Origin of the sequence: Microtetraspora niveoalba (genome assembly GCF_001570405.1) — a bacterium.
GTDB lineage: Bacteria > Actinomycetota > Actinomycetes > Streptosporangiales > Streptosporangiaceae > Microtetraspora > Microtetraspora niveoalba.
On the sequence record NZ_BBYM01000060.1, the window covers coordinates 1 to 22,230 of the forward strand.

At 72.4% G+C, this 22,230-nt stretch carries 17 protein-coding genes; 2 read left to right on the top strand and 15 right to left on the bottom strand.

Annotation, left to right across the window (positions count from 1 at the left end):
* The 9 genes from AWQ70_RS36135 to AWQ70_RS36175 form a co-directional block, all read right to left on the bottom strand.
* Positions 1-2,074: sensor histidine kinase (locus AWQ70_RS36135; protein WP_157530867.1), on the bottom strand; the 2,074-nt coding region annotated here is incomplete at its 3' end.
* 184 nt (positions 2,075-2,258) lie between these two features.
* Positions 2,259-4,652, bottom strand: coding sequence for a [protein-PII] uridylyltransferase (locus tag AWQ70_RS36140; protein WP_084518198.1), 2,394 nt, complete (start codon positions 4,650-4,652; stop codon positions 2,259-2,261).
* Positions 4,653-4,676: 24 nt separating this feature from the next.
* Entirely contained in the window at positions 4,677-5,015 is a 339-nt protein-coding gene (locus AWQ70_RS36145) for a P-II family nitrogen regulator (RefSeq protein WP_067186565.1), read from the bottom strand.
* Positions 5,012-6,325: an ammonium transporter gene (locus AWQ70_RS36150; RefSeq protein WP_067186567.1), complete on the bottom strand. Its 1,314-nt coding sequence runs from the start codon at positions 6,323-6,325 to the stop codon at positions 5,012-5,014. The genes AWQ70_RS36145 and AWQ70_RS36150 overlap by 4 nt, the downstream gene beginning before the upstream one ends.
* Positions 6,326-6,828: 503 nt before the next feature.
* Complete coding sequence (locus AWQ70_RS36155; protein WP_067186573.1) at positions 6,829-7,764, bottom strand: sigma-70 family RNA polymerase sigma factor; 936 nt, start codon at positions 7,762-7,764, stop codon at positions 6,829-6,831.
* A gap of 212 nt (positions 7,765-7,976) precedes the next feature.
* On the bottom strand, positions 7,977-9,191 hold the full coding sequence (gene hutI / locus AWQ70_RS36160; RefSeq protein ID WP_067186575.1) for an imidazolonepropionase: 1,215 nt from the start codon (positions 9,189-9,191) through the stop codon (positions 7,977-7,979).
* Positions 9,192-9,231: 40 nt separating this feature from the next.
* On the bottom strand, positions 9,232-10,551 hold the full coding sequence (locus AWQ70_RS36165) for a formimidoylglutamate deiminase (RefSeq protein WP_067186599.1): 1,320 nt from the start codon (positions 10,549-10,551) through the stop codon (positions 9,232-9,234).
* Positions 10,552-10,595: 44 nt separating this feature from the next.
* Positions 10,596-11,864 (bottom strand): allantoate amidohydrolase, encoded by a 1,269-nt coding sequence (locus AWQ70_RS36170; RefSeq protein ID WP_067186577.1) that lies wholly within the window; start codon positions 11,862-11,864, stop codon positions 10,596-10,598.
* Positions 11,865-11,963: 99 nt separating this feature from the next.
* Positions 11,964-12,665, bottom strand: coding sequence for an SDR family oxidoreductase (locus AWQ70_RS36175; protein WP_067186579.1), 702 nt, complete (start codon positions 12,663-12,665; stop codon positions 11,964-11,966).
* Positions 12,666-12,967: 302 nt separating this feature from the next.
* Here AWQ70_RS36175 and AWQ70_RS36180 point away from each other — a divergent pair, with 302 nt between their 5' ends.
* Positions 12,968-13,636 (top strand): hypothetical protein, encoded by a 669-nt coding sequence (locus AWQ70_RS36180; protein ID WP_157530869.1) that lies wholly within the window; start codon positions 12,968-12,970, stop codon positions 13,634-13,636.
* Positions 13,637-13,774: 138 nt separating this feature from the next.
* Here AWQ70_RS36180 and AWQ70_RS36185 read toward each other — a convergent pair whose 3' ends face one another.
* From AWQ70_RS36185 to AWQ70_RS36195, 3 genes are all read right to left on the bottom strand, one after another.
* Positions 13,775-14,635 (bottom strand): MurR/RpiR family transcriptional regulator, encoded by an 861-nt coding sequence (locus tag AWQ70_RS36185; protein WP_067186583.1) that lies wholly within the window; start codon positions 14,633-14,635, stop codon positions 13,775-13,777.
* Positions 14,632-16,332, bottom strand: a complete 1,701-nt coding sequence (hutU, locus tag AWQ70_RS36190; protein ID WP_067186585.1) for a urocanate hydratase — start codon at positions 16,330-16,332, stop codon at positions 14,632-14,634. The genes AWQ70_RS36185 and hutU overlap by 4 nt, the downstream gene beginning before the upstream one ends.
* Positions 16,333-16,728: 396 nt before the next feature.
* Positions 16,729-17,766: a sigma-70 family RNA polymerase sigma factor gene (locus AWQ70_RS36195; RefSeq protein WP_067186588.1), complete on the bottom strand. Its 1,038-nt coding sequence runs from the start codon at positions 17,764-17,766 to the stop codon at positions 16,729-16,731.
* Positions 17,767-18,098: 332 nt separating this feature from the next.
* On the opposite strand from AWQ70_RS36195, the gene AWQ70_RS36200 reads away from it, so the two are divergent.
* On the top strand, positions 18,099-18,461 hold the full coding sequence (locus tag AWQ70_RS36200; RefSeq protein ID WP_067186590.1) for a VOC family protein: 363 nt from the start codon (positions 18,099-18,101) through the stop codon (positions 18,459-18,461).
* 140 nt (positions 18,462-18,601) lie between these two features.
* On the opposite strand, the gene AWQ70_RS36205 is transcribed toward AWQ70_RS36200, so the two are convergent.
* From AWQ70_RS36205 to AWQ70_RS36215, 3 genes are all read right to left on the bottom strand, one after another.
* A complete protein-coding gene (locus AWQ70_RS36205; protein ID WP_245647317.1) occupies positions 18,602-20,326 on the bottom strand; it encodes an ABC transporter ATP-binding protein in 1,725 nt (574 codons plus the stop codon).
* 20 nt (positions 20,327-20,346) lie between these two features.
* Positions 20,347-20,577 (bottom strand): hypothetical protein, encoded by a 231-nt coding sequence (locus tag AWQ70_RS36210; protein WP_067186592.1) that lies wholly within the window; start codon positions 20,575-20,577, stop codon positions 20,347-20,349.
* 1,108 nt (positions 20,578-21,685) lie between these two features.
* On the bottom strand, positions 21,686-22,230 hold a 545-nt coding region (locus tag AWQ70_RS36215; RefSeq protein WP_157530870.1), incomplete at its 5' end, for an HNH endonuclease signature motif containing protein.

Sequence of the window (22,230 nt, forward strand, 5' to 3'; positions counted from 1 at the left end):
GCGCGCCCTGGGCCGGCCCGGGGGCGGCGATGCCCGGCGCGGCGGTCCCGGGCGCGACCGCACCCTGGGCCGCCGGGGCCACCTGGGCGGTCCGCTCGTCGCCGGCGACGAGCACGGCGGGGAACAGCACCATGGCGATCAGGCCGCCGTTGTCGCCCCTGCGGAGCTGGACCCGGATGCCGTGACGCTGCGCGAGGCGGCCGACCACGAACAGGCCCATCCGCCGGGAGACCGACACGTCCACCGTCGGCGGCTCGGAGAGCCTGCGGTTGGCCTCCGCCAGCTCCTCCTGCGACATGCCGATCCCGGCGTCGCTCACCGACAGCAGCACCGCGCCGCCCTCGACGCGGTCGCTCGACACCACGACCTTGGTGCGGTCGGGCGAGAAGGCGATGGCGTTCTCGACCAGCTCGGCCAGCAGGTGGACGCAGTCGTTGGCGGCGCGTCCGGCGACGGAGGCGGAGCGGTGGACCCGGACGGTCACCCGCTCGTAGTCCTCGACCTCCGACAGCGCCGCGCGCACGACGTCGACCAGGAGCGCCGGCTTGCTGCGTTTGCGCGCGGGCTCGTGCCCGGCGAGCACCAGGAGGTTCTCACTGTTGCGGCGCATGCGGGTGGCCAGGTGGTCCAGCTTGAACAGGTCGGCGAGGCGGGCGCCGTCCTGCTCGCCGCGCTCCAGGCCGTCGATCAGCGAGATCTGCCGCTCGACGAGCGTCTGGGTGCGCCAGGACAGGTTCACGAACATGGCGTTGACGTGGCTGCGCAGCCGGGACTCCTCGGCGGCCAGCCGTACGGCCTGGGCGTGCACCTCGTCGAACGCCTGGGCCACCTCGCCGATCTCGTCGTTCGTGCCGAGGTCGATGGGCTGCACGTCCGGGGCGTCCCCGGTGTCGTCCGACTCGCGCATCCGCCGTACGACCTCGGGGAGCCGGGAGCCGGCGATCTCCAGCGCCTCGGCGCGCAGCCGGCGCAGCGGCCGCACCATCGAGCGGGCGATGAGCACGGTGGTGGCGAGGACCAGCAGGAGCAGCGCGAGGATCAGCCCTGCGGCGATCAGCGCGTTGCGCTGCTCGGCCGACTGCAGGCCGGTGGCGCGGTCGATCACGGCCTTCGACAGGCGCTTCTCGGCGACCGCGAGCTGCTCGATCGTCTTGGTGCTGTGCTGGAACCAGCGCACCAGCATCCGGTCCCTCGCCTGGTAGCGGCTGAGGGAGGCGTTCTGGATCGCCAGGGTGATCGCCCACGACTTGGTCAGCTCGGCGTCCACCACGTCCTTGTCGCTGAGCAGCCCGGCCAGGAGCGCGGAGTCGGCGGAGTTCGTCTCGGCGTAGAAGCGGTCGACGAATCCCTGCTGGCGCGACTGGGACGCGATGAACTCGCGCAGCTCGGAGGCGGTGAACCGCTGGTTCTGCTCCAGCAGCTCCCTGGTCAGCATCTGGCGCTGCCGGGACGCCTCCTCCTTGGCGTTGGCCAGCGCGCCGAGGGCCCGCATGTCGGCGACGACCACCGCGTCGTCGCTGCTCTGACCGAGCTCGTCGTGCAACCGCAGGAGGCCCGTGATGATGCCGCCGTAGTCCTCCTCGTTGCCCTTCTCGCGGACGTTCTCCAGCCCGGAGAGCCGGTTCCCCGCCTGCTCGGCGAACTGCACGGCGCGTACGCCGTAGCCGTCGTCGATCTTCGCCAGGTCGGCGGCGACCTTGCGCGCGAGACCGTCGACCGTGCCGCGCTGGTCGGCCAGCGAGATCTTGTCGGTTCCGTCGACGTTGTAGACGCGCTTGGCGCCTCCGCCGCGCGCGGCGAGGTCGCGTTCCATGGCGAGCTGCTGGGCGAGGTCGCGCAGCCGCACGGAGTACTCGGCGGCCGAACTCGTCCGCTGGTATCCGTTCAGGCTGCCCACCGAGTCGACGACCTTGGCTCCGGCGAGAAGCACCGCCACCAGGGTCGGGGCGACGATCAGGGCGGTCAGCCTGGAGGGAACGCGCCAGTTCCGCGGCGCGAGGCGCTCGACCCACGCGCCGCGCCGCTCCCCGGCCGCCTCCTCCGCGCCACCGCCGCTCCGCTGCTCCGTACTCACCGGCCCCGCCATTCTGGGATGCCCTCACGCATCCCGACAGCATGAAGTGACATCGCTATTCAAACGCGGACAATTCGACCACAAGGTCACGATTACCGGCGATTCGCCCTCTGTGGGCCACGGAATTGTTACCAACTGGTAAGGGGATACTTCCCTGCGTCTCCGGCCCACGTCTCCAGCTTGGTCAGCGCAACGCGGCGAGGACGTGCCGCCGCACATCGCCCCGCTGCTCAACGTCCACGAGAGGCCTGCCGGCCCGATCGACGACGTAGAAGACGTCCACGGCCTCCGCGCCGAGAGTCTCCACCCGGGCCGCTCTCACGTCAAGGCCGCATTCGCCGAAAGCACGCCCAATCCGCCACAGAAGCCCTGGCCGGTCGTGTGCCCGCACTTCGACGACGGTCGCCGTGCTGGACGCGTCGTCCACCAGGGTGACCCTCGGCGGCGCGACCGGGACGCGCGGCGGGCGCATCGCCCTCGCCCGGCGGGCCAGCCGCCGCTCGATGTCGAGGCGGCCCGCGAGCACCAGGCGCAGGTCGGCCTCCAACGCCGCCGGATCGGGCGGCGAGCCGTACTCGGGCACGACGGCGAACTCGATCACGGCGGTCGAGCCGGCCGACGCCGACGCCGCCGACCTGACCACGAGCCGGTGCGCGGCCAGCACCCCCGCCGCGTGCCACAACAGCCCCGGCCGGTCCGGCGCGACCACGGTCACCGCCGCGCCGTGGACCCGTACCGCGCCGCCGCCGTGCCGGGCCAGCGCGGCCTGCTCGGGCGAGAGCACCGGCGCGGGCGCGGGCGGCGCCCCGGACAACACCGAACGTACCCGCCGCACCAGATCGGCCACCAGCGACGCCTTCCAGGAGTTCCAGGCGGCGGGGCCGGTGGCGCTGCCGTCCGCCACGGCGAGCGCGGCCAGGAGCTCCAGGACCTCGCGGGAGCCCACGGCCTCCGCGACGCGGGAGATGGTCAGCGGGTCGTCCAGGTCGCGGCGGGTCGCCGTCTCGGGCAGCAGGAGATGGTGGCGGACGACCCTCGCCACGACCGCCACGTCGGAGGGCGGCAGCCCCATCCGGGCGCCGATGTCCCTGGCCACGACCTCGCCCGTCGCCGAGTGGTCGCCCGGCCAGCCCTTGCCCACGTCGTGCAGCAGGGCCGAGATGAGCAGCAGGTCGGGACGGGACACGTCCCGCGTGTACGCGGCGGCCGCCGCGGCCGTCTCGATCAGGTGCCGGTCCACCGTGTACCGGTGCACCGGATTCCGCTGCGGACGGTGCCGCACCCGCTCCCAGTCGGGGATCAGCCTCACCAGGACGCCGGCCTGGTCCAGCTCCTCCCACACGGGTACGGCGGCGCGCCCGGCGCCCAGCAGGGAGACCAGGGCGCCCCTGGCCTCCGCCGGCCACGGCACGGGCAGCGGCGGCGACTGCGCGGCCAGCGTGGACACCGTCGCGGGCGCCATCGGCAGCCCGGCCGCGGCCGCCGCCGCGGCGGCGCGGAGCACGAGGACCGGGTCCGTACGCGGGGAGGCGTCCCGGGCGAGCACCACCTCGCCGCCGTGCTCGACGACGCCGTCGGCGAGCGGCCGCCTCCCGCGCGGGGCCGGGCCGGTCAGGAACCGGTCCACCGTCCGCCAGGTCGCGTCGAACGCGTGCGAGACCGTGCGCCCCGCCTCGGCCAGGCGGCGCATCAGCGCCTCGGCGTCCAGCAGGCCGAGGCGGCCCGCGACCGCGTCCTGCTCCTGCAGCACCAGCCGGTCCGTGCCGCGCGCCGTGACCACGTGCAGGCCGTGCCGCACGTCCAGCAGCAGCTCGTACGCCTCCCGGACCCGGGGGCCGGGAGCCGAGGCGACCCAGGCGGCGGCCACGGCCTGCATCGCCTGCACGTCCCGCAGCCCGCCCCGGGAGTCGCGCAGGTCGGGTTCGAGGAGGAAGGCCAGCTCCCCGCTCGCCGCCGCCCGCCGGTCGGCCGCCTCCCTCAGCTCGGCCAGCCTGCGCCGCGACCGGGACCGCCAGTCCGCGAGCACGGTCTCGCGCAGCGCCCGGGTCAGCTCGGCGTCCCCCGCGACGTGCCTGGCCTGGATCAGCCCGAGCGCCGCCTTGAGGTCCTCACCCGCCACCTCGGCCGCCTCGCCGGGCGTACGGACCGAGTGGTCGAGGCCGACGCCGGAGTCCCAGATCGGGTACCAGACGCGGTCCGCGATCCGCCCCACGTCGTCCCTTCCGTCGTGCAGCAGGACGAGGTCGAGGTCGCTGCCCGGGGCGAGCTCACCCCGCCCCAGGCTGCCGACCGCGACGAGGGCGACGCCGCCGAACGCGCTCCGATCGGCGGGCCCGCGGCCGTCGCCGGCCCGGGAGACGATCCGGTCGGCGCCGCGATCCTCCCGGTGCCCGCTCCCGCCGACCCGCGCGGTCGGCTCGTCCTGTCCGGACGGCGGGGCGCACGCCGCACGGAACAGATCGGCGAGCCACCTGTCGACGTCCGCCGCCCGCTCCTTGCGGGCGGCGGCGAACGAGCGGACCTCTCCTCTCGTCGCGCCGGCCGCCTCGTCGTACGGCACGGGGCCTGTCGTGGTCATGCGGGTGCCGGGCCAGTCATGCGGCTACAGAGCCTCCGGCCCGCGCTCGCCGGTGCGGACCCGGACCACCGTGTCCACCGGCACGGACCACACCTTGCCGTCGCCGATCTTGCCGGTCTGGGCGGCCTTGACGATCACGTCGATGAGGTCGTCGGCGTCGTCCTCGTCGGCGAGCACCTCCAGCCGGACCTTGGGGACCAGGTCGACCTGGTACTCGGCGCCGCGGTACACCTCGGTGTGCCCGCGCTGGCGGCCGTAGCCGCTCGCCTCGCTGACCGTCATGCCCTTGACGCCGAACTGCTCAAGCGCGGCCTTGACGTCGTCGAGCTTGAACGGCTTGATCACCGCCGTGATGAGTCTCATGCGTCCACCTTCCTGGCATCGGCCGGGACCGCCGGCCCGTTGAGGGACGCCACGCCGGAGGCGTGGACGGTGCCGAGGTCGTAGCCGGTCTCGGCGTGGGTCGTGATGTCGATGCCGGCGACCTCCTCCTCATGGCTGATCCGGAAGCCCATCGTCCTGTCGATGATCTTGCCGATGATCCACGCCATGGCGAAGGAGTAGAGCCCGACGACGACCGGGCCGAGCGCCTGGACGCCGAGCTGCGAGAGCGGCCCGCCGTACAGCAGGCCCTTCTCCTGGCCGTCGGCGAACGGATAGCGGGCGATGAAGCCCAGCGCGACCGCGCCGATCGCGCCGCCGACCAGGTGAACGCCGACCACGTCGAGCGAGTCGTCGAAGCCGAGACGGTACTTCAGGCCCACCGCGTACGCGCAGGCCGCGCCCGCGACGGCCCCGAGGAGCACGGCCGCCCACGGGTCGACGAAGCCGCACGCGGGGGTGATCGCGACCAGGCCGGCGACCGCGCCGGACGCCACGCCGAGGGTCGTGGAGTGCCCGTCGCGCAGCTTCTCGACCAGGATCCACGCGCCCGCCGCGGCGGCCGCGGCGACCTGGGTGTTCATGAACGCCAGGCCGGCGGTGCCGTCCACCGCGAGCTCGGAGCCCGCGTTGAAGCCGAACCAGCCGAACCACAGCAGACCCACGCCGAGGAGGACCAGGGTGAGGTTGTGCGGGCGCATCGGCTCCTTGCGCCATCCGGCCCGCTTGCCCAGCACCAGCGCGAGAGCGAGTCCGGCGGCTCCGGCGTTGACGTGGACGACCGTGCCGCCGGCGAAGTCCTCGATGCCGAGACCCGCCAGCCAGCCGCCGCCCCACACCCAGTGGGCCACGGGGAAGTAGACGAGCGTCGACCAGACGACCGAGAACAACACCCACGCGCCGAACCTCGCCCGGTCGGCGATGGCGCCGCTGATCAGAGCGACCGTGATGATGGCGAACGTCATCTGGAAGGCGGAGAAGACCATGCTCGGCATCCCGCCCTCCGCCTTCGTGGCGGTGTCGACGATGCTCTGCAGGCCGAGGGCCCCGAAGCCGCCGACGAGCTTGTCGACGACCCCGTTGCCGTTGCCGGTGAAGGCCAGCGAGTAACCGTAGAAGACCCAGGCGATGCTGACCGTGATGATGCTGACGAACGACATCATCATCATGTTCAGGACGCTCTTCGCCCTGGTCATGCCCCCGTAGAAGAACGCGAGGCCCGGAGTCATCAGCAGCACCAGCGCGGTGGCTGTGATCATCCAGGCCGTGGTGCCGGTATCGATCTTGTCCATCGATCGCGGCCCTCCTTAAATTGCCATGTGGCCGGCTGTTCACGCGCTCAGTTGCGTCCCTCCAGGGCATCGTCGACCGGCTGGCGCACTGACCTTGCGCACAGCGTGTTCTCCCGCCGTTTCCGGCCGGGACCCCGAGTGTTTCGCGGCTGTGAAACTCGCCACCGGGGTGTTTCGCGTTCGTTTCGGAAGCCTCACCGGCGTCCGGGCGGGCCGGCGCCGAGTTCCGCACGGCTCGCGAGGCGCCGATGAGATCCGTACAGGGCGGAGGCCGTGCGTGACAAGCCGTGTGTGACAAGCCGTGCGTGACAAGCCGTGGAACAACACGAAGCGCGCACCGGAAACCGGTGCGCGCTTTCCTTCCCCCCGCCCGTCTTACGCGGCTGCCCGGGGCGCCCAGGCCCCTTCTACGGCCTGGCTCACGGCCGCCTGGCTCACGGCCGCCTCGTACGCCCGCTTCCCGTACCGCTCAGGTTCCTGCACCGCTCAGGTTCCTGTACCGCTCAGGCCGCGGCGCCGGCCATCTTGCGCAGCCGCAGCAGCGCGTCGCGCTCCATCCGCCGGGCCCGGTCGCGGCCGATGCCGTACCGCTCCCCCACCTCGGTGAGAGTGTGCTCGCGGCCGTCCACCAGGCCGTACCGCCAGCGGAGCATCTCGCGGATCTGCCCCTCCAGACCCGTCAGCCACACCTCCAGGCGCTCCTTCTCCAGCGTGTCCAGCGCCTGCTGCTCCGGATCGGCCCAGGTCTCGTCGGCGATCATGTCGCCGAGCTCCGTCTCGTCCTCGTCGCCCACACCGAGCTGCAGCGACACCGGGTCGGACGCCCACCGGCGCAGCTCCTGCACCCGCTCGATCGGCAGGTCGAGCACCTCGGCGAGGTCGGCGTCGGTCGGCTCGGCGTCGAACTCGGCCAGCATGTCGCGGCGCACGCGCATCAGGCGGGTCATCTGCTCCCCCGCGTGGGTGGGCAACCGGACCGGACGCGCCTGCTCGTGGATGGAACGGCCGACGGCCTGGCGGATCCACCAGGTGGCATAGGTGGAGAACTTGTACCCGCGCCGGTAATCGAATTTCTCCACCGCGCGGACCAGGCCGAGATTTCCCTCCTGGACGAGATCGATCAGCGGCATCCCCCGGCCGGAGTATTTCCGCGCCACCGCGACCACCAGACGCAGGTTCGCTTGGATGAACTCGTCCTTCGCACGCCGTCCCGAAATCGCGATGCGTTCCAGTTCCTCGTCCGCCGCGTCCGAAACCCGCGGTTCTGTACGTCCGCTGTCCAGAAGGTGCTCGGCGAAGAGGCCCGCCTCGATGCGCTTGGCGAGGTCCACCTCCTGTTCCGCCGTCAACAAGGGGACCCGCCCGATTTCGGCCAGGTAGGTCCCCAGCAGGTCCCGATCAGAGACGTGCTGGTCGTGCGTCCGATTCCCCGTCGCCATTCGATGGCACCTCGTTCCGCCGCGCCGCAGTATGTCCGAGTCGAGTCGGCCCGGGCCAGGGCTTTCCCGCCGTCATTGTCCTGACCCGATCAACGATTTCCCCAGAAGAAAGATTCCCCGAACAAATACGACTGGAGAATGGTTTTCGAGTCCTCCTCAAGGAGGAGGGGGAACGCCTGGAAACTGTTGTCTTTACCCTCGGAGGGGTACGGTCAAACGACCCGGCGGCCGTCCTTCCAGACCTGGGCCACGAGCGGCACGCCCGGCCGGTAGGCCAGGTGCACGTACGACGGGGCGGAGAGAACGGCCAGGTCGGCCCTGGCCCCCACCCGCAGCACGCCCACGTCGCTCCTGCGCAGCGCCCGCGCGCCGCCCGCCGTCGCGGCCCGCACCGCCTCCTGGGGGCTCATCCGCATCTCGCGTACGGCCAGCGCGACGCAGAACGGCATCGACGAGGTGAAGGACGACCCCGGGTTGCAGTCGGTGGCGAGGGCGACGGACACGCCCGCGTCGAGCAGCCGCCGGGCGTCCGGGTAGGGCGAGCGGGTGGAGAACTCCGCCCCGGGGAGGAGGGTGGCCACCACGCCGCTGTCCGCGAGGGCGGCGACGTCGGCGTCGGTCAGGTGGGTGCAGTGGTCGGCCGAGGCCGCCCCCAGCTCGCAGGCGACGCGCACGCCCGGCCCCTCGCCGAGCTGCCCCGCGTGGATGCGGGCCCCCAGCCCCGCCCTGATGCCGGCGGCGAGGATCTCCCGGCTCTGGTCCTCGTCGAACGCTCCGCGCTCGCAGAACACGTCCACCCAGCGCGCGTACGGCGCGCACGCGTCCAGCATGGGGCCGGTCACGGTGGAGACGTAGTCGTCGGCGGTGACGCCCGGCGGCACGACGTGGGCGCCGAGGTAGGTGGTCTCGGCGGTGAACCGCCCGGCGATCTCCAGCGAGCGGCGCTCGTCCTCGACGGTCAGGCCGTAGCCGCTCTTGATCTCGACGGTCGTCGTTCCCTGGGCCAGCATCTCGGCGACGAGCGCCTCGGCGTTCGTGGCCAGCGTGTCGTCGGCGGCCTCGCGGGTCGCGGCCACGGTGGTGCGGATCCCTCCGGCCGAGTACGGCCGGCCCGCCATCCTGGCCGCGAACTCGGCGGTCCGGTCCCCCGCGAACACCAGGTGCGCGTGGCTGTCCACGAACCCCGGGATGACGGCCCGCCCGCCCAGGCCGACCCGCCGGTCGGCCGCGGGAACGGCCCGCCCGCCTGTCCCGGGTCGCGGCGCGGACGACGAGGGGCCGACCCAGGCGACCACTCCGTCCTCGACGATCAGGGCCGCGCCGCCGATCTCCTCGCGTTCCGGGTCCGCCGTGTAGAGCAGCCCGATGTCGTCGAAGAGGATCGCCCCGCCGCCCGGTCCGCCCTCAGGTCCGCCGTCCGACGTCATGCCACCCACCCGTGCCTCCCTGTCATCGTCCTCGCTGCGGCTATCTCCTGAGCTCCGCCGTCGCGTCCCGCAGGAGCGCGCCGACGTCGCCCAGCACGTGCCGCCCCTCCTCGACCACCCGGCGGCCTCCGGAGACGACCGAGTGCACGTCGCCGGCCGAGGCCGCGAATACGACCGCCTCGGCCGCCGTCCCCTTCGTCGCGCCCGCCGTACGGACCGAGTCGAGGCGCACCGACACCAGGTCGGCCCACGCCCCGGGGACGAGCAGACCGGCGTCGGGGAAACCGAGCGACGCGTGCCCGGCGGACGTGGCGGCGTCGAGCAGCCCGGCGGCGCTGAAGTGGCCGCGCTCGCGGGTGGCGAGCCGTTCGTCCAGCTCCACGGCGCGCGCCTCCTCGAACAGGTCGATGACCGCGTGGCTGTCGGAGCCCAAAGTGATCGGCGAACCGCCGTCCAGCAGCGTGCGCGCCGGGCCGATGCCGTCCGCGAGGTCGCGCTCGGTGGTCGGGCACATGCAGACGTGCGTGGTCGAACCGCCGAGGAGCGCGATGTCCACATCCGACAGGTGGGTCGCGTGGACGGCGGTCGAGCGCGGACCGAGCGCGCCGTGCTCGTGCAGCAGTTGGACCGGTGTCGCCGAGTACGTCTGGACGCAGTCGTGGTTCTCGGCGCGCTGCTCCGAGACGTGCGCGTGCAGCGGCACCGCGTGCCGGTTGGCGAACTCCGCGACGACGCACATCTGCTCCGGCGGAACGGCGCGGACCGAGTGGATGGCCGCGCCGATCACCACGTCGCGGGCCGCCCGCTGCGAGCGGCCGAGCGCCTCCACCCTGGCCGCCCACCGGACCGCGTCGCCGTCCCCGAAGCGGAGCTGGGTCCCGGCGAGCGGGTGCCCGATCGCGCCCGTGAGATAGCAGGTGTCGAGCAGCGCGATCCGGAGCCCCGCGTCCCGTGCGGCCTGGATGAGCGCGTGGCCCATCTCGTTCGGGTCGTCGTACGGCACGCCGCCCGGCCCGTGGTGCAGGTAGTGGAACTCGCCGACGCAGGTGACGCCGGCCAGGGACATCTCGGCGAAGGTCGCCCGGGCCAGCGCGAGATAGTCGTCGGGGTCGAGCCGCGCCGCCACGCCGTACATCTGGGAGCGCCAGGTCCAGAAGGTGCCGCGCTCGGCCTGGGTGTGCCCGCGCAGCGCGCGGTGGAAGGCGTGGGAGTGGGCGTTGGCGAGGCCGGGCAGGGTCAGCCCGGCCAGCCGTACGGCCCCCGGCGGGGGCGGCACCTCGGGTTGGACGGCGGCGATCCGCGCCCCCTCCACGCGGACGGACACGCACTCGACCACCTCGCCGGGCGGCAGCCACGCCATCTCGCACCAGTAGGTGACGCCGCCGTTCGTGTCCGGAGGCGGGGTCAGGCCCGGCACAGGTCCTCCAGGACGGCGGCGAGCGCGACGACGCCCGCGTGGCAGTCGGCGGACTCGGCGAACTCGCGCGGGGAATGCGACACGCCGGTGGGATTCCGTACGAAGAGCATCGCGCTGGGCACTCCGGCGACGGCGAGGACTCCGGCGTCGTGCCCCGCTCCGGTCGGCACGGCGGCCACCCCCGCGGAGCCGGAGCAGCCGGCCGTGCTCATCGAACGCCCCGGGCCTGCGGCCTCCGGATCGGCCGGGCCCGTGGAACCGAGGGCGGCGGCGTCGACGGTGGAGGCGACCGCCGCGGCGACGCGGTCGCGCAGGGACCGGTCGAAGACGACCTCGGGCGTCCACGACTCGCACGCCACCTCGACGGCCTCGGCTCCGTCCGCCGCCAGCTCGGCGACCAGGCGACGGACACGCTCCTCGTCCGCGCCCCTGGCGTCCAGCCAGGCCGTCACCCGTGACGGGACGGCGTTGGCGCTGCCCGGCTCGACGCGCACCTTGCCGAAGGTCGCGAGGGCGTCGTGTCTCTCCGCGGCGGCGCGCGCGGCGAGCACAGCGCGCGCGTAGGCGAGCATGGGATCGTCGCGGTCGGCCAGCGCCGTCGTTCCCGCGTGGTTCGCCTCGCCGTGGAAGTCGAACCGCCACCGGCCGTGGGGCCAGATCGCCTCCGCGACGCCGACGGGCTCGCTGAGGGCCCGGCCCTGCTCGATGTGGAGCTCGACGAAGACCCCCACCCCGGCCAGCGTCTCGGGGTCGGCGCCGAGGTCGCCGGGACGCCGTCCCGCCCGCTCCAGCACCTCGGCCAGCGTGTCGCCCTCGTCGTCGGTCAACCGGCGGGCCCGGTCGGGGTCGAGCGCGCCGGTCAGCAACCGGGACCCCACGCACGGCACGCCGAACCGCGCGCCCTCCTCGTCCGAGAAGCAGACGACGCCGAGCGGCCGCTCCGGTTCGACCCCCCGCTCGCGCAGCAGGTCCACGGCCAGGAAGGCGGAGGCGACGCCGAGCGGGCCGTCGAACGCCCCTCCGTCCCGCACCGAGTCGAGATGGCTCCCGGTGACCACCCCCGGCAGGTTCGGCGACCGGAGCGGCCGCCACCAGGCCCAGAGGTTGCCGTTGCGGTCCTCGTCCAGGTCCAGGCCGCGTCGCCCCGCCTCCTGGCGGAACCATTCGCGCAGCTCCAGGTCGGCCGGGGACCAGGCGTCCCTGCGATATCCGCCGGTACGGGCGCTCCGCCCGATGTCCGCGAGAGCATCAAGCACGGCGCCATCCTAGTGAATGGAATCATTCACAGGAACCGGTCATCACCTGGTGCGCTGTCCGCAAGCGTTCACCGGGATCGAGGGAGCGGAGCGGAAGGGTCAGACGGGCAGGGAGGCGGAGGGACGGATCGTGATCTCGGTGATCTGCGCGTCCGGGGTGGCGGTCGCCGCCGCGAGCACGGCCTTGGCGACCGACTCCGGGGCGATGTACCGGGAGGGGTCGTAGTCGCCGCCCTCCTGCTCCCGTACGTCTTTCTGCATGTCGGTCGCGATGCGGCCGGGATAGACGGTGGCGACGCGCACGCCGTTCGGGTGCTCCTCGAGACGCAGCGCGTCCGCGAAGGCCCGCAGCGCGAACTTGCTCGCCGCGTACGCGCCCCAGCCCGCGTTGACCCGCTGCCCGGAGGTCGAGTTGATCAGGACGACCTGCCCGCGGGCCGCGCGCAGCGCGGGCAGCAGCAGCCGGGTCAGCTCGGCCACCGCGAAGAGGTTGACCTCGAACGTCCGCCGCCACTCCTCGACCGGGGTCTCCCCCACATCGCCGATCCGGGCGACACCGGCGCTGTGGACGAGCAGGTCGAGCCGGTCGAGCCGATCGACGGCCTCGACGTCGGAGGCGGTGACGGCGGTCAGCTCGACCGGCCAGGGCCGCGCGCCGGGAAGCTCGGCGCACACCGCGTCGAGAGCGGCCCGGTCGCGTCCGCCGAGCACCAGGTCGTGCGTCGGGGCGAGAGCGCGGGCGACGGCGGCGCCCACCCCGCGAGACGCTCCCGTCACGAGAGCCACAGGTCGTTCCGTCATTGGCCCACCATAGTGATCCCGCCAGGCCACCCGTGAACCCCCACCCGGTCGGGGCGCCGCTCTTGACCGTCTCCCGGCATCCGCCGCACTCCGCGGGAGTGGAGCCGGCCGTCCACACACCGTCGCTGTCGGCGGCCCTGCTTACGCGGCCCCGGCGGAGCATGCTCCTCTTGTAGGGTCGCTGCCGTATCCGTCGAGCACGTCGAAGGTCCAGAGCGGAGCGGCATACATTGCGGGGCAAACGAAGAGCGTCGGCCGGTGTGGGCAGATCCATCGCCTTCGCGTCCCTGGCGTTCCTCACCATGCTGGCGGGGGCCCTGCAGATCGGCGACGGCGCGGCCGAGTACCGGCGGTTTCAGAGCGCACTCCCGTGTCGCGCCGAGCCGGCGGAACGGGGCGACGTGAGCTACTGCCATGAATTCCGGGCGAGGGTGACGGAGAAGATCCACCCGAACAACTTCCGCGGCCCTCAGCCGAATCCCCGGCTGGAAGTCGAGGCGCTCGACCGTGACCGGCCACGCACGGTGACCTTTCCGGTCGGGAGCTCTTCGGCGGTCGCGGTCGGCGACGAGATCCTGGTGCGTGAATGGGAAGACAAGGTCGTCCAGATAATGGTGGCGGGACGATGGTGGGACACGCCTGAAATCCCGGTGGACGACCCCACCAAAGAGGTGCGTATCGCCGGATTGTTCGGCGCGGTGATGCTTTTCACCATCGCTTTCGGAGTGCTGCCACGAATCCCCGTCAGGACGCCCGCCGGTGGGCGCCGGAGGAAGACCTTCATCGTGGTGATGATTCCCGTCGCGGTCACCGGCCTGGCCGGGATCTTTCTCGGCTCGGCCGGATGGACGCGATACATCCTCGTGTCCGGCGGGATTCTCCTCGTCACCGCCGCACTGTCGGCCGGGACCGTCTTTCTCGGTACTCGCTTCCCGAAGAGCTCCACCACGATCCCCGGGCGGATCGGGTAGGCCTGCCCCGGCCCCGGCGAGAAGCGGCGTGGGAGCTGTTCGCCGTCGTGCGAGCGGCATCGAGCCGCACCGCGGCCTGTGCCGGGCGTCGTCACCCGCCCACCCGGCCGAAGCCGGGGGCCGGCGAAGGTGTGGTCGTCAGGGGTGGAAGACGCCGGTCCGGTCGGTCATCCGCTCGTACTCGTCGAGACGGGCCTGCGTACGCAGCGGGGCCGCGTCCGCCATCGCCTCCACCAGCACCATCGCCAGGGCCATCGGCGCCATGTGCGAGTCGAACACGAGCCGCTCCCCGACCGGCGCGTCCATCACGACGTCGGCCGGGAACGGCACGTCCGGCCGATCGGTGATCACCGCGGTGCGCAGGCCCAGCTCCTTCGCCTGCTCCAGCGCCCGTACGGCCTCGGCCGGATATCGGGGCAGGACGACGGCGAGCAGCCATTCGGCGCCGGCCCTGCGGGCGGCGTACAGGCCGTCCGTCAGCTCGGACCCGCCGTGGACGAGCAGCCGCACATCGGGGTGGATGCGCCTGGCGTAGTACGCGAACGTGGTGGCGAGGCCGCTCGACACGCGCAGGCCGAGGACCGGCAGCGGCTCCGACGCGGCGAGAGCCGTACCGACCTCGCGGAGCGAGCCGGCGAGACCGGCGGCCGGGCCGGTGGCGGCCAGCCGGTCCCGGATGAGGGCCAGGTTGCGGATCTCGCCGTCCACCGCCTCGCACAGCAGCCGGTCGGGCTCGGGGCGGCCGGGCTCGCCGCCGTCCGCCCCGTTCCCGCCGACGACCAGGGGACGCAGCGCGTGACGCAGATCGAGATAGCCCGAGAAGCCGAGGGCCATCGCGAAACGGGTCACGGACGGCTGGCTGACCCCGGCGCGCTCGGCCAGCTCGACGCTGGACAGGAAGATCGCCTCGTCGAGGTGCCCCCGGAGATAGTGGGCGATCCGGCGTTGAACGGGCGACAGCCGCCGGCCCTCCAGAAGCCGATCAAGTCCACCACTCACACTGTCCCCAACGCGTGATCCCCCTCCTGCTCATCCCCTTGATCGGAAATGGAGGCGTCGCGCATGGGAACAGGGATGCCGTGCTCGCGGGCCACCGTGGCGGCCGTCTCGTATCCGGCGTCCACGTGGCGTATCACGCCCATCCCGGGGTCGTTGGTCAGCACACGGCGCAGCTTCTCGCCCGCGAGCGCGGTGCCGTCCGCGACGGTGACCTGGCCCGCGTGGATCGACCGCCCGATGCCGACGCCGCCGCCGTGGTGGATCGACACCCACGACGCCCCGGACGCGACGTTCACCATCGCGTTGAGCAGCGGCCAGTCCGCGATGGCGTCCGACCCGTCCGCCATCGCCTCGGTCTCCCGGTAGGGCGAGGCCACGCTGCCGCAGTCGAGGTGGTCGCGGCCGATGACGATCGGCGCGCTGATCCGCCCGGACGCCACCATGTCGTTGAACCGCTCGCCCGCCCGGTCGCGCTCGCCGTACCCGAGCCAGCAGATGCGGGCGGGCAGGCCCTGGAAGCGGACCTTCTCCCCCGCCATGCGGATCCACCGGGCGAGCTGCTCGTTCTCCGGGAACAGCTCCAGGATCGCCCGGTCGGTCTCGGCGATGTCGCGCGGGTCTCCGGAGAGGGCGGCCCAGCGGAACGGGCCCTTCCCTTCGCAGAACAGCGGCCGGATGTAGGCGGGCACGAACCCCGGGAAGTCGAACGCCCTGCCGTAGCCGGCCAGCCGCGCCTCGCCCCTGATCGAGTTGCCGTAGTCGAACACCTCGGCCCCCGCGTCCTGGAAGCCCACCATGGCCTCGACGTGGGCCGCCATGGACTCCCGCGCCCGGCGGGTGAACGCGGCCGGGTCCTTGTCCCGCTCGGCCGCCATGTCCTCGAACGCGACGCCGATCGGCAGATACGTCAGCGGGTCGTGCGCGCTCGTCTGGTCGGTGACGACGTCGATCTCCGCACCCCGCCGCAGCAGCTCGGGTACGGCTTCCGCCGCGTTGGCCTCGACCCCGATCGACAGCGGCTCCCGCCGGTCGCGCGCCTCGTAGGCGAGCCGCAGCGCCTCGTCGAGCGAGGACGCCCGCACGTCGAGGTAGCGGTGCTCGATCCTGCGGGTGATGCTGCGGGGGTCGCAGTCGACGCAGATGGCGACGCCGCCGTTCATGGTGACCGCGAGCGGCTGGGCGCCGCCCATGCCGCCGAGTCCGGCGGTCAGCGTGATCGTCCCGGCCAGAGAGCCGCCGAAGCGCTTGGCCGCCACGGCGGCGAACGTCTCGTAGGTGCCCTGGAGGATGCCCTGCGTGCCGATGTAGATCCAGGAACCGGCGGTCATCTGGCCGTACATCGTGAGTCCGGCCGCCTCCAGCCTGCGGAACTCCTCCCAGTTCGCCCAGTCGGGCACCAGGTTGGAGTTCGCGATGAGCACCCGGGGCGCCCACTCGTGGGTCCGCATCACGCCGACGGGCCGGCCCGACTGCACAAGCAGCGTCTCGTCGGCCTCCAGGCTCGTCAGCTCCCGGGCGATCGCGTGGAACGACGGCCAGTCCCGCGCCGCCCGGCCCGACCCCCCGTAGACGACGAGTTGCTCGGGGTGCTCGGCCACCTCGGGGTCCAGGTTGTTGCGCAACATGCGAAGGGCGGCCTCCTGCGGCCAGCCCTTGGCGGTGAGCGTGGTGCCGCGCGGCGCGCGAACGACGGGCATCGGGCAACCTCCTGAATGAAGGCATTCACGTTTGTCACCCGAAGGATACGGCGGGAGGGAGCGGCGGGGCACCCCGTGCCGAGACAGAGATGCCCCGCCCAAGGCCGGTTTCCGAGACGCACCGCACGCGCTCATCCCCGGAAGCCGGCCATGGCGAAGGAGAGGTTCCGCACCTGCCGACCTTCCCGATCCATCACCCCGTCACCGGGTCACCGCGGTAAAGGGTCCGTACGGCTTCCACATAACCGCAGGTCACCGGACATCCAGTCAATCCGTGACACCATTTCCGCATGTCATCGCCGATTGTCAGAAAGCCCGCTCGGGGCACCGCCGAGGCGCGTACGGCGCCGCCGCGAAGCCCTGTCGCGGCTCGGGTCCCCGAACGGGGATGACGGCTCAGGGCAGCGACGGCGGCAGCCCGAAGGCCGCGAAGTGCTCGCGGCCCAGGAACGAGGTGATGCCCGCGACCCGCTCCCCGCGCAGGGTCAGCACGGTGACCGACCAGCCGAGGTGCGCCCCCGCGTCGTCGTCCCGAAGGTAGAAACCGACGGCGGGCTGGCCGTTCGCGCCGGTCGGCATGTGGCGCCAGTGTCCGCACCCGGTCAGCGGGACCCGCACCGCGAAGTCCATGACCGCCTCGACGCCCCGGTACCAGTGCGGCATCGGCGGCATCGACCAGGTGACGTCCTCGGTGAGCAGCGTGGCCAGAGCGTCGGCGTCGCCGCGTTCCAACGCGGAGGCGAACCCGGCGACGACCTCGCGCAGGTGCGCGTCTCCGATCATCCGCAGCGTCCGCTGCTGGCTCGGTGAGGGGACCCGCTCGGCGACCACCTTGCGGGCCCGCGCCAGGGCGGAGTTCACCGACGTCGTGGACGTCTTCATGGTGGCGGCGATCTCGGCGACGGAGAAGCCGAGCACCTCGAAGAGCAACAACGCCGCCCGCTGGTTGCCCGGCAGGTGTTGCAGCGCGGCGACGAACGCCAGCTCGACGGCTTCGCGCTGCTCGTAGCGCGCGTCCGGGCCCAGCCTGCCGTCGCCGATGGACCCGTCCGGATACGGGCCCAGCCAGGCGACGTCGGACAGCGGCCTGTCCCTGGTCACCGCGTGGTCACTCGACGGGCCGAGGTCCATCGGCAACGCCCGCCTGCCCCGCGCCTCGATGTTGTCCAGGCAGGTACGGGTGGCCACCGTGTAGAGCCACGAGCGCAGCGAGCCCCGCCCCTCGAAGCGCGCGAGCCCCCGCCACGCCCGGATCAGGGCCTCCTGCAGGGCGTCGTCGGCATCGTGGACGGAGCCGAGCATCCGATAACAGTGCGCGTGCAACTCCCGGCGCAGCGGCTCCACCATGCGGCTGAACGCTGCGGCGTCCCCACCACGAGCCCGGACCAGCTCGTCCTCCCACACCCCGTCCACGCCACTAGCTCGGACGACCATCACACTGCCTCCCCGCACGTCGTCGCCCCCAGCCCGGACCAGCGCAGCATCCTCCATAACCGCGTCACCACCATCAGGCCGGACCACCAGCTCGTCGTCATCCCGCACGCCACCGCCCCCAGCCCGGACCAACACGCCGCCCCCGCGCCCCCGTCGGCGCTCCCAGCCCGCACCGATGCACCACTGCCGGCCCCCTCCGGGGCCGCGCCAGCCTCCGGGGCCGCGCCCGCTGACCACGGGGAAGAAACTTCGCTCACGGCCGACGATTCTTCCCCACGCCCGGAGTCTCCCTTTCGACGCACTATGCGCCGCATGTGACAAGGAGGACTCTCATGACAGCGACCGGAGACCGCCACGCACCCGCGTGGTTCGACATCTCCACCCCCGACTCCGCCCGGGCGCGGCGCTTCTACGGGGAAATGTTCGGCTGGGAGATGAACGCCGTACAAGAGGACTACACGCTGGTGGGCGGGGAGGACGGCCGCCCGATGGCGGGGATCGGCCAAGCCGGCCCCGGCAGCCCGTACACCGGCATCGTCGTCTACTTCGAGGTCGACGACGTGGACAGCGCGCTGGCCTGGGCGGAGGAACTCGGCGGCAGCCGGAGGCTGGACCCGCAGGTCCTGCCCGGAATGGGGCGGATGGCCGTGTTCACCGACCCCGACGGCAACGCCGTAGGGCTCCTGAGTCCCTGACACTCACGACCGGTGCCGGCCGGAACACGGCCGGCACCGGATCAGCTGGCGCACCCTCACAGGGGATACACCGAGTCAGGAGACGCACCGACCAGGAGGCGGACCAGCGAGCAGAAGCGCCGGCCAGGAGGGGCGTCGAGTCAGGAGGCGACGAGGAACTGTGTGGCGGCCAGTTCCCGATAGAGGTCGTCGGCCTCGACCAGTTCCTCATGGGTGCCGGAGGCCCGCACCTTGCCCGCCTCCATGACGATGATGCGGTCGGCGCCGGTGACCGTGGACAGGCGGTGCGCGATCACCAGGACCGTGGTCTCCCTCGCCACCTCGGCCACCACCTCGCGCAGGCGCAGCTCGTTGACGGCGTCGAGCTGGGAGGTCGCCTCGTCCAGGAGCAGCAGGCGCGGCTTGCGGAGCAGGGCCCGCGCGATGGCGACCCGCTGGCGTTCGCCGCCGGAGAGCAGCACGCCCCGATGGCCCACCGGGGTCTCCAGGCCCTGGGGCAGCCGCTCGACCAGGTCGTCCAACCGGGTCCTGGCGACCGCGTACGTGATCTCCTCGTCTGTGGCCTTGGGCGCGGCGAAGGTGAGGTTCTCGCGGAGCGTCCCGGAGAGGATCGGCGCGTCCTGCTCCACGTAGCCGAGCGCGGCACGCAGTTCGTCGAGCGGCCAGTCGCGGATGTCCCGGCCATCCACGGCGACGACCCCGGAATCGGGCTCGTAGAACCGCTCGACCAGGCCGAACACCGTGGACTTGCCCGCTCCCGACGGGCCGACGAGCGCGGTCATCCCGCCGGCCGGGACCTCGAAGGTCACGCCGTCGTGGACCACGGGGCGGTCGTCGCCGTACCGGAAGCCGACATCGGTGAAGGTGACGCCGACCGGCGCGCCGCCGCCCTCGACGGCGGAGACCGGCGGTTCCGCGGGAAGCTGGGCGATCTCCTCGATGCGGGTCACCGCCGCCAGGCCGTTCTGCATCTGGGTCAGGCTCTGCACGAGCTGGCCGATCGGCGAGACCAGATAGAAGAGGTACAGCAGGAACGCGATCAGTGCCGAGATCTCCATCGTGCCGCTCGCCACCCGGGCCCCGCCCACGCCGAGCACGGCGAGGAACGCGAACTGCACCGCCATCCACGCGCTGATGCCCGCGGCGGAGGTCCAGGCGGCGGCCGCCACGCCGCGGTCGCGCGCCTCGGTCGCGGCCGAGGTCACCGCGGCGATCTCGCGGGCCTCCGCTCCACTCGCCTTGACCGTACGGAACGCCTGGAGCGCCCGGTCGAGTGTGGAGCTCATCTCGCCCAACGCGACCTGGGCTTGAAGCGACGCGCGCCTGATCTTCGGGGCGATGGAGGCGCCCGCGATGCCGACCAGGGCCACCACACCGAGCGTCACCAGCAGGAGCACCCAGTCCATGATCGCCATCATCACGACGGCGCCGACGAACATGAACACGGAGCTGACCACGCCGGCCAGCGAGTCGGTGCACACGGTACGCAGCAGCGTGGTGTCCGAGCTGACCCGCGAGAGCAGGTCACCGGGCTTGAGCCGGTCCACATCCGGCACCCGGAGCCGCAGCATCCGGTCCACCAGGGTCCGCCGGGACGCGAGGACGACGCCCTCACCCATCCGTTCGAGCAGGAACCTTCCCCCGGCGGAGATCACCGCGCCGGCCAGCACCGCCACGGACAGGCCGAGGATCGGGCCCATCAGGTCGCGCCCCTGCCCGAAGGCGTCGATCACGGTCTTCGCGAGGAGCGGCATCGCCAGCCCGGCCAGACTGCCGACCAGACTGAGCACGCCGCCGAGCAGCAGGGCCCGCTTGTGGGGGCGGATCTGGTCGATCAGTAATCGCCAGGGGCCGCGCTCGGTCACGCCGGCGATCCCGCCTACCCTCACCCGCCCCCGAACAGCCTCCTGCCGCCGAACTTCTTGTGGACCGCCTGTTTGCTGACCCCCAGGGCCTGCGCTATCTGCACCCATGAATTCCCCTGCACACGGGCTCGCCGTACCTGCACGGCGGCCAGCCGATCGACCTGCCGCCGCAGCTCGGCGGCGGCCCGAAGCGCGCGCAGCGGATCGTCCCCCTCTGCTTCGGTCACCAGAGCCACCAGTTCTCCGTTCATAGAGTCAACCTATGTTGACCGGCATCTCAGGTCAATCTACGTTGACCGCGCTGCGGAGTCAACACCGGTTGACGGGAGCGAAATAGACAGGAACAGATCCATTTCGCACTTCACCACTACCTCTCGCCGCGGTCCGCGCGGCCGTCTGGGTGCCGTTGATCGCGGTCAGCGAAATCGGGGACGTGGCAGCCGCGGCGGCGACCCGCCTTCCGCACCATCCCCGATCGCCCCCTCATCCATGGCATCGCTGCGATCTGCTCGGGCAGCGCCCTCACGTCACCGACCCGGCACGACCAGCGCCGGCAACGGGAGTTCCCAGCACATGGGAGTCCCCAGCACGCGAAATACCGGCACGGACGTACCAGCGCATGGAGCTCCGGCGTGTGGAGTATGGGCACGCCTAAGCCCAGCGTGGGGAGTCCCGACGAGTCCGGCGCACGGAGTCCCGACGCCCGGAGTCTCATCACGCGAAGTATCGGCACCCGGAATCCCGCCGTGTGACCTACCAGCGCATGGAGTTCCGGCTCCCGGAGTCCCAGCCCGCGCAAATCCGACGCGCGGAGTATGGAGGCGTGCGGAGGGTCCGAACCGTTGAGGTCTGGGATGTGGAGTCCTCGCGCGTGGAGTTCCGACGCGCGGAGTTCCAATGCGGCCCAGCGCGCGGAATGTGGGCGCGTCGAGGGTCCAGACCGTGGAGGTCTGCCGTGTGGAGTCCCGGCACGGTCCGGCGCACAGAGTGTGGGCGCGTGGAGATCCAGCAGGCCGAGTCCCGACACGTCGAGTCCCAACGGCCGGAGTCTCAGGGACGCGGAGGTCTGGGGCGCGAAGTATGGGCACGCGGAGTCCCGGCCCCCAGACCCCCGACGCGCGAAGGTCCGGGGCGTGGAGTCCCAGCGCGCGAAGGTCCAGCACGTGACCTACGGGCGCGCGGGGTCCGGACCGTGGAGGTCCGGCGCACCGCCAGACCCACCCCGCCCACGCACTGCCCAGGCCAACCCCGCCCCCGCACGGGCAGGTAGGCCCGAACGGTGGAGGCCGGGCACACTGCCCAGGCCACCCCCGCCCGCCAGCATGCACAGGCAGGTAGGCCCGGACCGGCGGTGACTGATCACTGTCTGGTCACCCACGGTCGGGATCGTTGCCGGGGATACGACAGCTTCGAATAACGGTGGAACCGCATCGACACCGTCCCATCCCCCTGATCGATCACCTCCACCCGATCCGGATGACGGGACTTCCACTTGTTGTCCGCCGCACACAACGGAGCGAGATTCGCCAGATCCGTGCGGCCGGTCGGGTACCACGGCTCGATATGGTCGATCTCCGCCAGATAGGCGGGAACATCGCATCCTTCCCGGCAGCAGGTCCGGTACTTCGCCAGGATCGCCTCCCGCTGGTCGGAGGAGGCCAGACGGCGGGCCCGGCCGAAGTCGACGACGATCCCTTGCGCGTCCCGCAGCACCCGCCGCAGGTCGGCGCTGTAGGCCATCCGGCGTGCGTCCTGTGCCGGGATCGCGGTGCCGTCCTCCAGGTAGGCGGGCTCCTCCGACTCCCCGGTCAGCGTCTGCTCGGTCACCGACACATGCATCACCGTCCGCCGTCCGCCCTCCGACAGCCGCACCGCCAGCGCATCCGCCATCCGGCGGGCGTGGC